Here is a 16671-nt window from a genome sequence, read left to right on the forward strand (position 1 = left end):
AATAACTATACTTATATATATGCATATAAAAGCCTACATTTTCATGTTGTAATTAAATAATAGCATATTAAAATTTTAATTTCAATGTCAATACTATTAATTATTTTGGACTAATTGCTTTAGTTTTATTCAAAATGGCATTATAATTCTTTCTTCCATCCTTTTAAGTATTCTAAGAAAGTACCTATATTTTGCTTTATTTCAAATTTTATATCTATAATAATTTGTTTTACTTTATTTTTCTGATTTTTCCATTATACATTTTTCAAAATCATCACAAAGTTTATCTACTAAATCATCCATTTCTTTAAAAAAATACTCTCCTACTTTTTTACGGTTAAGTGCTTTATATTTTCTATATATTTTCGCAAAGTCATCATAGATTTCTGATTCTGATACATGAGATTTCATTTTAACTATTAATCTTGTACCTTCATTAGCATTTTCTACATAATCAAAAAAATCTTTAATTTTAGATTCAAAATCATTAATAAGTAAAGCAGTTTTAGCCTCATGCTCATTACGTGCTTCAATGATTGCAAGAATATCGAACTGATAAGAGCCATAGGATTCTTTTGCTTCTGCTACCTTAGTTGGTTTCTTTTTTTCTTCATTTGTTTCAGAAGTTTCTACTTCAATAATACCAATTTGATTATCAAAATAAACCTCAATAGGATCTTTTATATCTTTACTTTTATGCATTGTGTTATAAAAAGTATTAAATTTACGCCAGAAAAATAGGAAACTTTCCTCATTGTACTTAGCATCCAGGTCAATCACATATTCAATTCGGTTTAAAATAGTAAAATACTGTGCTTCCTTAGCCTTTACATCAGCAGTATGTTTGGGGTTTAAATCTATGTATTTTTTTAAACTATTTTCAAAATCTAAATAATTTTCCGGATTATCTTTTTTAGCTTTGTCATTATATATATCCATAAACATAGTAAAAAATTTATCAAATACATCTGATTTTTTCAAATGTAAAAAGAGTATATCTAAAACTCTCTTATCACCAAAGGGATCAAAATCACTTACCACCACATCAGAAAAATGTTCAAATGCATCCTTGATATTCTGAACATTTACATTATTATAAGAAAAATCGACAATTTTGCAATCATTCTTATATTTAGTGGTTCGATTTACACGGGAAATAGTCTGAATTGCACTAATACCCCTAATCTCTTTATCTAAAAATAGAGTATGGAGCTTTTTCTCATCAAAACCTGTTTGAAGCTTTGCTACCACAATTATCAAACCGTTTTTCTTTTGTGCAAAGTTATCCAATACATCTTTTTCACTTAAGTTATTATTAAGACTAGCAGCCTTTTGTTCATCCTGATTATCAGAATATACTATATAAATAGGAGCTTCTTTATACTTTGAATATTTTGGTTCTGAAACTAGCTCATTAAAGTACTTGGTAATTGCCTGTTTATAAGCAATTGCAGATTTAATAGAATGTACTGCCAGCATAGCTTTACCAGTTCCACGGATTTGGCGATATACATCTTTTACTAACAAATCTGCTACATATTTAGCAATTGCATCTATGCGTTCACGATTTTCATAAATCTGTTTTTTCTGGGCATCTTTATATTCTTTTTCAGTAAAACCTTCTAGTTTGTTACTCGGTAAATCGAACAACATCTTAGTTGCTACAGGTACAATATTTTCAAGTGGGTTTAAAATATATCCATCATCAATTGCCTCTTTCATAGTATAAGAATCAAATGGTCTCCACAATTTTTCACTTTCCGCATAACCACTAAATTCTCCAAATCTTGCTAGTGTGTGGTCATCTGGGGTTGCAGTAAAACCAATTATTAAATTTTTCTTTTTACGTATCTGTAAATATTTTTTATTATTATCAAAGGGTTCTTGCAATTCATCAAATATACTAAGCATTTCTTCATGTTGTTCACCACTATTTGAACGATGAATCTCATCAATTAAAAATACAATACGCATTTTAGCTAGTTTTTGTAAGACTTCATCATCTAGCATATCCTTTACCGAACCAAACTTTTGTAAGTTTACAATAACTATGCGCATATCAGAAGCAAGCGCTTCTTGAAAAGTTTTCTTGTTGCTAGCTTCAACATACATACGATTATCTATGTTCATATTAAGCATTTTTGAATCAATTTGTCCACGCAGCTGAAGTCTATCCACTACAATCATAATTTTATCATAAAAATACTCACCATTCCGACGTAAATCTTTTAGCTGCAAAGCAGACCATCCTATAATATTAGACTTTCCAAAACCAGCTGCATATTGCATAAGCAAAGAATAAACGTTTTTATTATTAGAATAGGCCCTTCGCTTTTCTAAAAGTTCTTTTTTCTTTGCTTCCGATACACCTGCTAGCTGTTTTTCTAATAGTTTACCAAAATAATCATCCTCTTGTTCATGGGCTAAAAGCTCATCAATTTTAGCCATTATCTTATCAGTACCAAACTTTTGCTTTGGTCGTGGTGAAATCAAATGCCCCTTTTCATCCTTTAATTCTTTACCATTTTTAGTGACACATACATCACGTTCTATAAAATTATAATATAAAATCTCTTTTTCAATAAAGGTTTTTCCATATAATACCGTAAATAGCTCCTTAAGCTTGTCCTTCTTATCAGCATTTGGTTTTAATAGTGGGTAAGGCTTAAAAGAATCTTTAATTTCTTTTTCTATATCTTCATAGTCAAACTTACCCTGACGGCAATTAGCAAGTATCTCCTCAAAATAATCAGATATATTACGAATAACATAAGTCTCACCAATATCCGTAGTGGTGATATGAATCGCTTTTTCAAAAATCTTCAAAAAATCTTTACGATAGAAATCTTTTTCTTTTTCACCTAATATATAACTGCTATCAAAATATTTATGGTATACTCTCACTGCCTCAAAATAATCTTTAATCACCTTGCCCCTACCATTTTTACTAGCACTTTGATTGGTATAATTAGATTTTAATTCACTGTACCCTAAATAAATCCCGTTCACAAACAACGTAATATCTGGTCTGAAAGAGAATATTTGCTTACCCTCATAATCATACTTATACGGCAATTCTTGCACTACTGAAAAAATATTTTCATCAAATAGGTCATTGTTATGAATCACACTATCACCTGTATAAAACAAATTAAGTTTGATATTCTGCAGAGTAACCGTCTTATTATTATTAATGAATAGTGCCATATTACGGTTACTTCCTATACGATCTTTTATCAACTCAATTAAATCCCTAAGCAGTTTATTTTTATCTCCACTGTATCTTTTTAATAAAGCCTCATAGGGCTTTTTATTTAGCTCTGTTTCAGATATAAATTCCTGTAAGTCCTCTTCAATAATTAAGGAATTAGTTATTGTATTAGCTTTTACCTCTCGATATCCAAGGCTCTCTCTAAAAAAAGGTAACAAGAATTTATCCTGTAGATTAAGCTCATTCATACTTATTCCCCTTCCGTAATCACTTTAATTTTTCCAGTAACAACATCATTAATAAGTGTTTTACGTAGTTCTTTCAGTTTTTCAATTTCAGTATTAATGGTTTCTACAATACGATCAATTTGAGCGGTTTTAGTGTCTAAGTAGTTGGCGATGGCTTTTTGTTCTTTATATTCAGGTATAACAACATCAATAGAATAAAAGTTATCACTATAGAGACGCAATCTTGATTCAATTATTCCTGTGGAATTTCGCTTAAATTCTACTATTGCCCTGTTAGACCGAAATAAGTAATGAAAGTATGCTGAGCATATAGACTTATTAGGAGAATATACAGCATAAGATGGGCTAACAATTCCATCAAAAGATGAAACACCTAATCCCCTTTTCCAAGCAAGCATAATATTAATAATCAGCTCACCTGCTTTACAAATCTTGTAACCAACGAGTGTGATAGCATTTGTCAACAATTCGTCATTACCAACATTATCTTTCTTTTGTGTTACTCCACTATATTCAGAAACCGAAAGTAAAGTTTCTTGACCAGTTACGCTCTTTATTTTTGATTCCACAAACAAATCTTTAACTCGCTTTTTCTCCCAATGTTCTGGAATTTTCCCAATCCACTCAACACCACTATCTTTCATTGCCACAGTTTTATCTAAACCATGAGTGACCGTTTCATTAATAAGGGATTGTTTAAGCTCGCTATATTGGTCAACCTTTTTAGTGAGTAGGTATATTTTTTTGTCAATTTGAGTAGTTTTAGTATCTAGGTAGTTAGTGATGGTTTTTTGTTCTGAAATTGGTGGTAAAGCTAAATAATGTGTAGTCATGTATTGACTACTTATTCTTTTCTGTCCAGCTGTTCCTTTCATAAATGGTTCAGCATTTTGTCGGAATAAATCATTATGTAGAAAATAATGTAAATATTCTTCTGTCAACTTTCTAAAAGATCTAAAAACCATAAATTCAGTACTACCAAAACCTATATCATGTGACAAACCATTTACAATTACACAATTACCATTTTCCATGCAAGGTGTAATTTTCGCAAAAATAACATCTCGATTTTTAAATTTAGTATAGCCACTAGAAACTGCCTTCAGCGGTACAAAATTAAATTTTTCTATCCTTCCTATATTGTTATTCACATTTGTCATAGGAACAAATTCAACTAAATCATCATTAGTAAGATTTGTTGGTATTCTTGTACTAACATTTATATCCGCAAAGTCTTTAATCCTCCCACTTATCCAATTAAAAGGTACTTTTCCTATCCATTCAACACCACTATCCTTATACTTATCATATTTCTTAAATTCATGCCTCATCATAACTCTAGCTCCTCTTCAAGCTGCCTTAACTTACTATCAATCTCATCAATCTCTGCCAGTATATCTCCAACTTTTCTTAGTTTCTCTGGCTTATAAAAAATCTTGTTAAAGTTTATCTCCACACCAACTGTATTTTCCAAATATGTAAAAGGTTTAGTTATATATTTATCCATAAAAGCTGCAATTTCCTCTTGATTTTCAGCTTGTTCTTCATGATAAGGAATAATCTCATAATCCTTTTGATAGTCAGGAGTAAGTTCTACAATTATTTCTATACGTTCTGGCTGTGTTTTAGTTGATCTTTTAAAGGCAGCTTTCACTACAATTTTACCGCAACCTAATGCCTCTTTTTCACCATTACTTTCTCTTATTAATGTATCTTTTTCATTATCATACCAATACTTCCCCTTAGTAGTACTTACTACTAGTGGTTGTTCTCTATAATCTAAGGAAGCAATAAATGGTTTTATATTTTGTTCAAAATACTCAACTAAAGAATTATACTTAACTGTATCAAAATTAGTAATTTTAAATTCTGTAATTTCACGTTCTCCATTACTAATTTTTATTGGTTTCAATTTTAAGCTTTTTGCTCTTTCTTCCATTCCTGTTTTTTTATTAGTTGCCATAGGTAGACGTGCTTCAAAGCTGTTACCATATTCATCCACATTCGTAAGCATAATAGATTGCTTGTTATAATAGAAAAAATCTTTATCAAATACTTTAGCATAATCATTGTTTTTATACTTAGTAAGTGTTTCAACAATTTCTAAACGACTAGTTTCATCAACTTCTTTACGTTTAGAACCTTTATTTTTTTTGAGTGGCTTGAATTTCTCACTAGCATTAATTAACATTACTTTATTCTCAAGCTTCTTATTTTTATTAAGCACCCATAAATAAGTATAAATTCCTGTATTAAAAAATTCATCTGTAGGTAGTTGAATTATAGCTTCAACTATATCCATATCAAACATCCATTTACGTATGTTGCTTTCCCCAGAGCCAGCATCTCCACTAAACAAAGTGGAACCATTATGTACTACTACGCCCACGCCATTTGCATCCATTTTTGAAATTAAGTGCTGCATAAATAATAATTGACCATCTGAAACAGATGGAAGATATTTGAATCGTCCAGTTTTATCATTTTGAATATATTTTTGATAGCCCTTCCAACTTACTCCATAAGGTGGATTAGCTACAACCACATCAAATTCTTCATTATAAAACTTATCATCAACTAAAGTATTACCATGTTCAATTTTAGAATCCTCACGAAAACGACTTTCAATTTTAGCAAGAGCATATAACGCATCATTCCAATCTTGTCCAAAAGTTTGTGTAAGTCGTGTGAATTTTTCCTTAATGCGGTCTTCAACACCAAATAGCATATTACCTCCACCGCAAGTACAATCATATATTTTAAGTAATGTATCAGATTCTTCAATTTTAGAAGCAATAATTTCAGAAATCAAAGCAATTACATCATCTGGTGTGTATTGCTCCCCAGCAGTTTCCGCTGACATATCTGCCCATTTACGCTTGATATGTTCTTCAAGGGTTGTTATTTCAGAATTATTGTAAAATTTAAGATCAATTTCGGACCATATCTTAGTGTAACCAAGTAATACTTTTTTGGCATTAAGCTTGGTTATAACCCCCCTAATATCAAGAAATTTTTCACCTTCACTAGCTTCTACTCCAAGTAAATCTTTTGTTTCACTATCAAATCCATTAAGATATGCATCAAAATCAATAGTAAAAGACTTATCATTTTTGCAGATGTCAGCTAAAGTTTTGTTATGCTCAAAAATGTATACATTATATCCTTGACCCTTATCGTTTATAATAGCATATTGATCTTCTTTATCCATATTATTAAAGGCTTCTTCACCAATTTCAGCTTTTAAATCATCAAACATTCTAACTAATCTACTTTCAATCATTGCTAATGCAAAAAAAGGCATCATAAATGACGGCCATTCTGATTCTTTAATGCCACTACCACGTAGCAAGTCAGCAGTAGCCCAAATCTTAGATTCATATTGAAGTATATCCATTATATTAGCTCCTCTTTCTATTGATTTATATAAAAATAATTGCACCAGACTATGCCAATGCAATTATATTATAACTCTATTATTTTATGTTTTCTATAATTTGTAGTAAATCAAATATTTCCTACCCCTGTATCGCCAAACATACACACTTTTTACCATTTTCTAACCCCAGCTATATCAATGCTTCTAACTGTCTTTCCTTTTAAGCTTAACTACCGTCTCAACGTGCCCTGAGTGTTGGCTACTACAATAAGCTTGTCTTTCAAACTCTATCCCATTTTCAAGGACAAATACAAAATGCTCTGGCGATTTTATAATCACTTTATTTACAAGGGCAGTAAATATATCTTCATCAAACTCTTTCATACCTTCGCCATTTTCATTCAATATCTTTGAAATATTTTTAAGCCTTTGCTTATAATCTGAATCTTTTAAATGCTCTTCTTCAAGATTAATTTTCTCATCATTCAGCTTATCAATTTCACATTTAATTCTTTGATATTCCTCATCATAATATTTCTCATCTATTTTACCTCTTAATTGAAGCTGTATGAGGTTCTTTAAGTCTTGTTCAAAAATCCCTATTTGCCCTATTATATCATTAATCTTATTTACACTTATATCTTTTTCAAGAACTTTTTCTATATTAGCCATAAAAGTTTTAAAAAAAGAACTCTTATCCTCAACCATATCATTATATAGCTGGACAAAAGTTCTTTTCAATACTTCATCGCTTACTGCTTTTGCAGAGCAATTCTCTATTCCTTTAATGTAATTGTTACATTGCCACATTATTTTTTCAGAAGGTGTTCCTGAATTCCAAGTTCTTCTCTTTAGTGTTCTTCCACATTTATCGCAGAATAGCTTACCACTAAAAGCATACTTATTTGTGTATTTAGTTCTATCTTTATTTTTACCACTAGATATTTCAAATCTCTTTTTCTTTTCTTCCTGAACTGCATCAAATATTTCCTTTGAAATTATAGGCTCATGGTTATTTTCAATCTTATACATTGGTTCTAAATTCTTATTCTTTACCCTTTTATGGCTTAAGTAATCTACAGTAACCGTCTTTTGAAGAAGTAGCACTCCATAATATTTTTCATTACTCAAAATTTTACTGATTGTTGAACCATGCCATGTAGTTCCTCCAGTTACAGTTTTTATTCCATCTGCTTCAAGTCCCTTTGCAATTGTTGAATAGCCACTGCCTTCTAAATATTCTTTATAAATCCTTTTTATAATTTTAGCTTCTTCTTTATTTATGACAAGGTTTCCTTTTTCATCTTTATCATATCCATGAAGTCTAGTGGTATTGCAAATTGTAACGCCATCTTTAAATCTCTTTTTAATTCCCCACTTTGAATTTTCAGAAATACTCCTACTTTCTTCTTGTGCAATAGAACTCATCATGGTAAGCACTAATTCCACCTTTGGGTCAAAGGAATATATATTTTCCTTTTCAAAGAATACTTCAACTCCAATGTTTCTAAGCATCCTTACGTTATTTAAGCAATCAACTGTATTTCGTGCAAACCTTGAAATTGACTTTGTTAAAATCAGGTCTATCTTTCCGTCTTTACAATCCTTAATCATTCTATTAAATCCAAGTCTATTTTTAACATTTGTGCCGCTTATACCTGCATCGGTATAAATCTGAATAAACTCCCATTCTGAATTTTCCTTTATCTTTTTAGTATATTCACTTACTTGTGCATTATAACTTTTCATCTGTTCTTCTGAGTCTGTACTTACCCTACAGTAAGCACAAACTCTCCTTTTATTTATAATTTCTTCGCCATCATTATTGTAATTTAAAGTTATAACTGGTTCTAAAACTTGAACATTCTTTGCCATAAATTTTCTCCTCCCTTTTATTGTACTTGGCTACACACATGATATAATCAGTGGTGCAATAGTTCAAGCTATTTTTTTATTATCATAATATTTAAAAGACCTTCTATTTTCTCTATCTATAGCATCAAATTCCTCATCAGAAATTAAATTTCTTTCCTTTAAATTTCTTAATATATGTAAGCTTAATAAATATTCAACGTTTGGTTTATTACTCATAAAACACATTTCCCCTTTCACCCTTTAAAATTAAATTTATATAAAAAAGAGCAGGATATTTCACCCACTCAATGTATTTTGTAATTATTATTTTAAAACCCTGACTTTAATCTTATTGTCTTATCAATATATACTGAATTATCATTTCTATCATGGCATCTTAATGTAATAAAATATGTAGAACCTAAAGCCTTTATACTACAGCTAGCATCATTTAGCACTGTAAGAGTATATTTGCTTGCTAAGGTTTTGCCTGGAATTATTTCAAAATTAAACTGGCTGTTAGGAACATCGAATCCATTGTTTTTTCTTGTGCCAACAAATATTTTTGTTGAATTCAAAGTAATATCTGTAATACCTTCTATAACTTGACCATCTGAAGTTACATCTACAGTATAGTTATTTTGTGAATCTGAAACTATTGCAATCGCTATATTATTAGTTGCAGAATTATCCAAATCCAAAGAAGCACTTATATTTACATTGCCAATATTATTATAAAAAGTAACTAATCCGTTTGAATCTACTGAAGCTTTCGTAATATCAGAACTTAAATAATTAATTTTCGTATTTGTCAAAATTGAAAGTTTTCCACCAATAGTTACAGTTGCTATGGCATTGAGTTGAAGAGTTTGATTAACTCCCATTTGAATAAAACTACCATTTGCTATAATTAGATTATAATGAGCCAATAAATCAATATCTGCAATTTCATTAACTTGGTCATCATTAGTGCCAAATTGACCCTTTTCACAATAAAGAGTTCTCAATCCCAAATGTTCAGTAGTATAACCATCAACTTTCCATTTTGCACCCATTTTAATAAATTCAAGATTCACATCTATTTTTTTAGATAAATCCGTATCTTGAAGAATTACTTTTAGATTGCCAGACCACACATTTATTACACTTGATGTTTGAACCGATTGATTAGCTGGTTCAAAAATAGCTGGAAATGTATACAACTTATTATCTAAAATCATTTTAAAACTTTGCTCTACTTTTCTTATTCTGCTCCTGTAAGTTTTCTCATGCTTATCAATCTGAGATATGACAAACCAATTACTATTTTTGTATTGTATCAAATCTCCTGTATTTATAGAAAAATCAGTATAAAGCTGTTTATCATCTTCATAATTAATTATTGAATCGCTATCTTTTATCAGTACCCTTTTACATATTCCATTATAAATAATATCAGTACCTTTTTCATACAAAAGAAAATCAAGTATATCATCTATATCCTGCATAACAGCTACACCTGCCTTTTACATTCGTATAAAAATGCTTCTATATATGTATCCCAAGTTTTTATTTCCATAACTTTATATTTTTCATTTTCAATTAAGAGATAACTATTTTCATTTATAATACTTTCCTTATCACAAAATGCTCTCTTGGTAGCTTCAAAATTAAACCCATCCTCAAAGGAGTAATTCTTTGAAAATGGCTGTACATCCCCATATTCAGTTTTTATGATTGATGAATTATCAGAATTAAACAATACCTCAATTTCTGTATCACTAAACATTATAGCCACCAACTTTTATCTTGGGAAGTGGCAGAGCCTTCTTTATATTTTCAGGAATACCATCTCTGATCTTTACACTTTTATCACCTTCAATTTTACTTTCTAGCCCTTCTAAATCCTTGTTTTTATAAAGATAAACTGCATAATCAGCAGTTATTTCATTATATTTTATATCTAAAGCATCTATATTACAGTACCCTAAAATTATGATTATTGCTTTATTTAAATAATGGTTCAAAATATTATCTTTTGATGTATCAGCAGAATCAATTCCTAGAAGCATTTTCATAGTTTCCAGCATAAGCTATTCCTCCATTTCCTTTATTTTTTTAATAAGCTCATCTTTTTTTATTCCAATACCATTAATGCCTTTTTTCTTTGCTAAATCAGTAAGCTCCTTATATTTCATATCTTCATAATTTAATATCTTTTCTTCTAAAACTGTATATCCATTTTCATTAAACCAAGAAATAAGGTGAGAGACATCAGTTTCTCCCACCCCATTTACAAAGCTTATTCCTGCGGATATACCATTATATTTTTTATTGTTTGAGTATATCCTTGCCATATGTACCTCCTGTTTAAACTACTTTTATATTTCTAAATACACCTGCACTTTTTGTAGATTTAAGTGCAACAGCTGCTACCATTTCAACTTCACCATTCTTTACTGCACCAGAAGTTGAAAAATCAGGAAGCCATATTTTAACTAAATCTTGATTAGCAAGAGAAACAGCATGGAAACCATCAAGAGACAATCTTGCGGCATAAAGGTCTGTTAAACCTGTCACAGCATCAGTACCATTTGGTTTTCTTGAATTTACTATAGATACAACAGGGTCATTAGTTCCTGCTTTTGCTCCAAGGTCAACAAGAACAATTCCATCATAAGCATCAACTTTTCTGCCAAAAGCATCTTCACTTTGAGTCAAGTATCCTGCCCTTCTTGCTACGGATTTAATTTTGGTTATAAGCTTTGAGTTTCCTCCAAGGAATGTTGGCTTGCCATCAAGATTTGATAGAAACTCATCAAGTAAATCCATAAACTGTTTATAGTTTGTATCAAGTGCTGTTGATGTAGATAAATCGATAACTGCTCCAGCATTATATTCTGTACTTGAGCCTGTAATTGCCTTATTTAGTCCATCAAAAGAATTAGCATCAACTGCTGAATCTCCATTAATTATAGTGTCATTGAATAAAGCATTGGCAGCTTTAACTTTTTGCTGTACCTGTAAATTCACTTCGTCTACAAGACCACCTGTATTTGCTACAATTCTATCTATACCAAAAGAACCTCCAAATGGTTTAAGTTCAACTGTATATCTGTCCTTAGTTACTTCTTGTGGTGCATATTCGCTGTTTATTGTTCTAAATGCTGCTGTTGGTTGAGTTATAAGTCTTGTATACCCATAAGTAAGTGTTGCTCCATTAGTTCCAGGAGTTACTGCATTGTCAAAAGTAATATTATCAAGAATAAATGAATTCTTTCTAAATTCGTCTATTACCCCCTTTTGAATATCGTCCTGAGTGTTTAATTTTGCTTGTTGTAATGTAATTGCCATAATAATCATTTCCCCTTTCAATTAGTTATTTTTATAATAATTTTTTAATGCATCATTAAGATTGTTTGGTTTTCTTTCATTAGTAACATTATTAGGTGGAGTATATCCTTCACCCTTTAGTCTTAGCTCTACTGATTTTTGAATAGCTGAATTAAAACTTTGCTCTAAAGCACCAAGATTTTTAACTGTATTTTCTTCATTATCTGCAATAAAAAAATCCACCAATTCTACTGGCAGATTCTTCTCACTAGCTAACTTCACAGCTTTACTTGTTAATGCTTCATGCAATTTTTCTTGTTTCATTTTTTCAATTTCGGATTTTAGTTTTTCAACCTCAATCTCTTTTTCGTCTTTCGTAGGAAATCTCTTTTTAACCTCATCATTAATTAACCCTTCAAGATTATTAGATTTCCATGTCTCCAGTGCCTTGTTAAAATGTTTGTCTTTAATTGAATCCATCCACTTTTTAGCACCTTCATCTTCATTAACATACTTTTCAATACCATCAACGCTTATTTTATTTAAGTCCTGAAGATATTCCTTAACTTCTGCCTGTTCCTTATTAGTCTCAATAAATTGTTTTACTTCTTTAAAATCCATGAAATTTTCCTCCTTCTTGCCCCTTTGACTTCATAAAACCAAAGACGCTTTAATAATTTTTTGCATAAAAATAAAGCAGTTTAATGTCATACTTAGGACATAATTATAAATTGGAATTTATAAGGATGTTGAGTTCTAATTACATGAATTAAATCCAATCATTAAAAGTTATTGATTTGGGAACTTTGTTTCCCATTCGATCCGTTCATATTTTTCTTTAACAGCTTCTGAAAGCTGCTTTAAACAAAATCCCTTATCTTGACACTCAACTAACTCTTTCAATTCCGCCAAAGCAAGTTTGTTCGCATCCGATTCAAAATGTTCACCAGTATATTCCACTTTTTTTAATATTCTTATTTCTATGTGATAACCATCCTGCAAAAATTTTTCTATACTACAATGAACCTCAGTTTTTCTCACATCTCTTAAATAATCATTTAAATGAGAACTCTTTCCAAACATTCTAAGAAAAATATTATTTGATTTTCCGATATAAAATGGAATTTCTTCATTCATATTTTTTACTGCAAAAAAACCATATACACCTCTAACGCAACTCTTTGGAGTAAGTTCCCGAGGTATTTTAATACCCAATTCATTCGCTTTTTTAATTCGTTTACTAAATTCTTCTTCTTCTCTTTGAGTCATATCCATTCTCCTTCTCAGATGGTAACATATAATTTTATCAAAATATACATATTCAAAATCCCATAAAATAAAACAGTTCGATAAATTACTATTTATATACTAGCAATTATAGCATATTTAAAAATCAACCCCTTTAATTCTTAAAACCACAAATTATTCTATAAGAGGTATCCAACAGCAATTGCAATTTGGATGGGCAGGTATAGTTGGTCTATTTTCATCATCCATTCTAAAAGCTTTACCATCCATTGCTTCACAATACATACAGGTATTTAAACAAACATCAGCACACCACATAATTTCTTCAATTTCAAAATCTGTGAATACTTTTTCCTGTGCTTCTGTGAATATTCTAGTCTGCTCTGTATTTAAAAGAACCTTGCTGTCATATGTACTGATTTCAAAAGTTTTTGATATATCTGTAATCATTTCATCTAATGTCTTTCTATTTAATATGTTTCTGTTAATCTTATTGTAAATACTCTCTGCAAATTCATTTATATTGTTTTGAAGCCTATTAATAATAGTGCTTCCTTGATAATTAGCATTAATTATTTTTCCTATTTCTTCTGGAACAAGTTCTCCTTTAACATTCATTTGCCTTACATCATTTAAAACTTCAAGATTTTTGAAATACGTTTCTTCATAAATATCCTTTAATTCGTTGATTAAAAATTCATACTGAAAATCATAAAGTTCATTGGCATATTCTTTTATCTCCTTCTCTAAATCGTTCATAATAATATTTTTTCTAAAATTACTTATCTTACCATTAGAAATATGCCTATTATAATAGTCACTGATAAATGCAATTAAAATCAGAAGATATTTCTTGTATTCCTTCTTAATTTCCTCAACATCACCATTCGCTTTGTCCATCATTTCCTTTTTTATTTTAACAATCTCATCTTTAACTAATTTATTCATAGTCAATTATCCCCTTTCATTAATTTTGATTTTTAATTGTATCTTTACTACTAACATCCACATTCCATAAATTCAATTTTTTCTGTTCTGAACTATACTTATTAACTTCCAGCTTTGGATTTTCAACAAAAGGTAGTAATGTTAATAAAGTTTCCTGTGAACATACATTTTCAAGTTTAACAATAACATCAGCAAGTCCTGTTAAATCTGTTGGTAGATTTCTTGTAAACTTCACTGCAATATCCCTATAGTCATACTGTTTTCCTTCTTTTTTGGACAAAAAAATAAAAAGGTTCTTTAACCTTTTCTTAATTACCTTTTCCATAATAGCTTCTCGCATTGATACTCTGTTTTCAAGATTTAATAATTTATTTCTAAGTGCCAGTGATGAAGTATTAGAAGCCCAATTTTCATTGAAATTAACCTCATCCATAAGGTCATAGATTTTTCTTTCAATATTATCAAGTTCATTTTTAACAAAAGAATCATTAATATCTTTGGTGAGCCAGCTTACTTTCCCTCCTGATGGCACTTGAATAATTCCCATTTGCTTCATTTTGCCAAGGTCTTCTTCCTCAAGCTTTGCATTTTCAATAACAAGATACGCATTTCTGTGGTCTGCTATTTCATTTACTAAATCTGAATTCAAAGCATTATATGCATCAAATAAAGATATAATATCCTGAAAACCACTCTTCCTTTCCGAATTTGCTGGACATACAATAACAGGAACTTTCCCAAATATATGATTATGACTTCCTAAAAGCTCTAATCCTCCTTCTGAATATACAACTCCATCAGTTGCCTTACCTATTTTATAATGAAGTATTTGACTATCAGTATAAACATCCATATATTCATTATCATCAAACTGTTTTGTATACTTGTGAATAGCCAGTAATACATTTCTTTCAGCTGTACCATCCTCAAGTACATAGCAATTCAAAGGATTAAGTATTGCAGCGGAAAATTCTCCTTCTTCATTAATATAGTTAAGTTCATAACTTTCTCCAAAGATTTCAGACTGTTTTCTTAGGTTGATATTATGCTCCTTATCCCAATGACTTGTATTTAAATCAATAGCTTTTATAATTTCTTCATCATCAGATTTAGATACATAATTCACAGGTTTTCCTAGTAAATACCCTACCTCATTATCAACAAATTTACGAGGAAAGTTGAAAACAAGTTTCATGTTGCTCCTGCTGTCCTGCATAGTATAATTACTTAAAATAGCATGGTTTCCTTCATAGTATTTTTTATAAATCTGCTTGTTTATGTAGTTCTTATTTAGTTCATTTAAACATTGTAATATTAAATTTTCTGTTACTTGCAAAATATCATCTCCATTCTAAAAATTGATATATAAATAGCCACTCAAAATGAGTGGCTTTAAAATCATTATAGTTCTGAATTAATAGGGCAAAACACACAATATTTTTTGTTTCTAGTATTTCTACGTTCATCAAACTCAAAATCATGATAGTAATCAACAAAATATACCCTAAATACATTTGCACTAATTGTACCAAATAAACGTATCTCTGATTGAAAACCTAATTGAAAAATCTCTTCTCCACCGATAACTTGCTCAAAATGTGAATCATCTTTTCCAATTATATTAAATATTTCTCTTATTACTTCCATTGCCTTTTGTTCATATTTAGTTTTATGGCAATGAGGATAATTTCCTGCTGGTATTAATTCACTTAATGATTTCTGTGATAATTTCTGTATATCACTCATTAAATAACGCAATTTTTTGATAAATTCATTATTATCCTTAAGAAAATTATTGAATTCTCCTTTTTTACAAGAAATCATTGCTCCTTCAAATGAAAAATCAATTACTAAATTTCTTTCTTTATATAAATACGAGTTTATATCTTCAACATTTATATTTTTAACTTTTCTGCTTGGTTCTTTTGTATTCTTAACTTTCTTTCCCATTTTACAATCTCTTAGAATAACATCTAAATATTTCTACATCTTCAATAGGATTATTAGAAGGTTCAAATGGTTGCAGTCCCTCTCTTGCAGTCATCCAAGGACTTTCTTGATGGCAAATACTTTCTAATTCATTCCCAGTATATTCACCATAAACATCAATTACTTGATTTAATACATCTAACTCATCTTCTGAAAAATCAGCTAATTTTCCTTCATATTTTGGTATAACTCCTGAACCATGTTTCTTATACTCTGCATATAATTCTGGATACACAGCACCATGAACCCAAGCTTCAAATTTATTTTCAAAGAGCTTTAGTTCTAATTTATCAACTTCTTCATTATTTAAGACTAGATACCAAGAATAAGCATAGTACACTAATTTCTGCAATTTTTTATTTGTTATATTTGATATTTTATTTAAAAATAAATTTGCAATATCTTGAACTGTATACATGATATCTCCTCCCGACTATAAAATCTAATATATAATATTATAGACCTATTATACTATTTTTAAT

General features: G+C 29.8%; 16 protein-coding genes. All 16 read right to left on the reverse strand.

Annotated elements, in window-relative coordinates; all coding sequences use genetic code 11:
- Positions 1 to 234: 234 nt before the first annotated feature.
- A complete protein-coding gene (locus J2Z42_RS06670; protein ID WP_209701871.1) occupies positions 235 to 3459 on the reverse strand; it encodes a DEAD/DEAH box helicase family protein in 3225 nt (1074 codons plus the stop codon).
- 2 nt (positions 3460 to 3461) lie between these two features.
- Positions 3462 to 4793, reverse strand: a complete 1332-nt coding sequence (locus J2Z42_RS06675) for a restriction endonuclease subunit S (RefSeq protein ID WP_209701872.1) — start codon at positions 4791 to 4793, stop codon at positions 3462 to 3464.
- Entirely contained in the window at positions 4790 to 6856 is a 2067-nt protein-coding gene (locus J2Z42_RS06680; protein WP_209701873.1) for an HsdM family class I SAM-dependent methyltransferase, read from the reverse strand. The genes J2Z42_RS06675 and J2Z42_RS06680 overlap by 4 nt, the downstream gene beginning before the upstream one ends.
- A 186-nt stretch (positions 6857 to 7042) precedes the next feature.
- Positions 7043 to 8713, reverse strand: coding sequence for a recombinase family protein (locus J2Z42_RS06685; RefSeq protein WP_209701874.1), 1671 nt, complete (start codon positions 8711 to 8713; stop codon positions 7043 to 7045).
- 63 nt (positions 8714 to 8776) lie between these two features.
- The gene (locus J2Z42_RS06690; protein ID WP_209701875.1) at positions 8777 to 8929 is read right to left on the reverse strand and encodes an SHOCT domain-containing protein; all 153 of its coding nucleotides are present in this window, start codon (positions 8927 to 8929) and stop codon (positions 8777 to 8779) included.
- A gap of 92 nt (positions 8930 to 9021) precedes the next feature.
- Positions 9022 to 10179 (reverse strand): hypothetical protein, encoded by a 1158-nt coding sequence (locus tag J2Z42_RS06695; RefSeq protein ID WP_209701876.1) that lies wholly within the window; start codon positions 10177 to 10179, stop codon positions 9022 to 9024.
- A gap of 5 nt (positions 10180 to 10184) precedes the next feature.
- On the reverse strand, positions 10185 to 10460 hold the full coding sequence (locus tag J2Z42_RS06700) for a hypothetical protein (RefSeq protein WP_209701877.1): 276 nt from the start codon (positions 10458 to 10460) through the stop codon (positions 10185 to 10187).
- Positions 10453 to 10761 carry a phage head-tail connector protein gene (locus tag J2Z42_RS06705; RefSeq protein WP_209701878.1) on the reverse strand — a complete coding sequence of 103 codons (309 nt, stop codon included), beginning with the start codon at positions 10759 to 10761 and terminating at the stop codon, positions 10453 to 10455. Before J2Z42_RS06705 ends, J2Z42_RS06700 begins: the two co-directional genes overlap by 8 nt.
- A 3-nt stretch (positions 10762 to 10764) precedes the next feature.
- Positions 10765 to 11028 (reverse strand): hypothetical protein, encoded by a 264-nt coding sequence (locus J2Z42_RS06710; RefSeq protein ID WP_209701879.1) that lies wholly within the window; start codon positions 11026 to 11028, stop codon positions 10765 to 10767.
- A gap of 13 nt (positions 11029 to 11041) precedes the next feature.
- Positions 11042 to 12025, reverse strand: a complete 984-nt coding sequence (locus J2Z42_RS06715; RefSeq protein ID WP_209701880.1) for a major capsid protein — start codon at positions 12023 to 12025, stop codon at positions 11042 to 11044.
- 21 nt (positions 12026 to 12046) lie between these two features.
- The gene (locus tag J2Z42_RS06720) at positions 12047 to 12625 is read right to left on the reverse strand and encodes a DUF4355 domain-containing protein (protein WP_209701881.1); all 579 of its coding nucleotides are present in this window, start codon (positions 12623 to 12625) and stop codon (positions 12047 to 12049) included.
- A 168-nt stretch (positions 12626 to 12793) separates the two neighbouring features.
- Positions 12794 to 13273 (reverse strand): hypothetical protein, encoded by a 480-nt coding sequence (locus J2Z42_RS06725; RefSeq protein ID WP_209701882.1) that lies wholly within the window; start codon positions 13271 to 13273, stop codon positions 12794 to 12796.
- A 153-nt stretch (positions 13274 to 13426) separates the two neighbouring features.
- A complete protein-coding gene (locus J2Z42_RS06730; protein ID WP_209701883.1) occupies positions 13427 to 14200 on the reverse strand; it encodes a minor capsid protein in 774 nt (257 codons plus the stop codon).
- A gap of 19 nt (positions 14201 to 14219) precedes the next feature.
- Entirely contained in the window at positions 14220 to 15536 is a 1317-nt protein-coding gene (locus J2Z42_RS06735; protein ID WP_209701884.1) for a phage portal protein, read from the reverse strand.
- Positions 15537 to 15601: 65 nt separating this feature from the next.
- Positions 15602 to 16150, reverse strand: a complete 549-nt coding sequence (locus J2Z42_RS06740) for a UU032 domain-containing protein (RefSeq protein ID WP_209701885.1) — start codon at positions 16148 to 16150, stop codon at positions 15602 to 15604.
- A 1-nt stretch (position 16151) separates the two neighbouring features.
- Positions 16152 to 16607, reverse strand: a complete 456-nt coding sequence (locus tag J2Z42_RS06745) for a Panacea domain-containing protein (protein WP_209701886.1) — start codon at positions 16605 to 16607, stop codon at positions 16152 to 16154.
- Positions 16608 to 16671 lie beyond the last annotated feature (64 nt).

The organism is Clostridium algifaecis, assembly GCF_017874415.1.
Taxonomy (GTDB): Bacteria; Bacillota; Clostridia; order Clostridiales; family Clostridiaceae; genus Clostridium_B; species Clostridium_B algifaecis.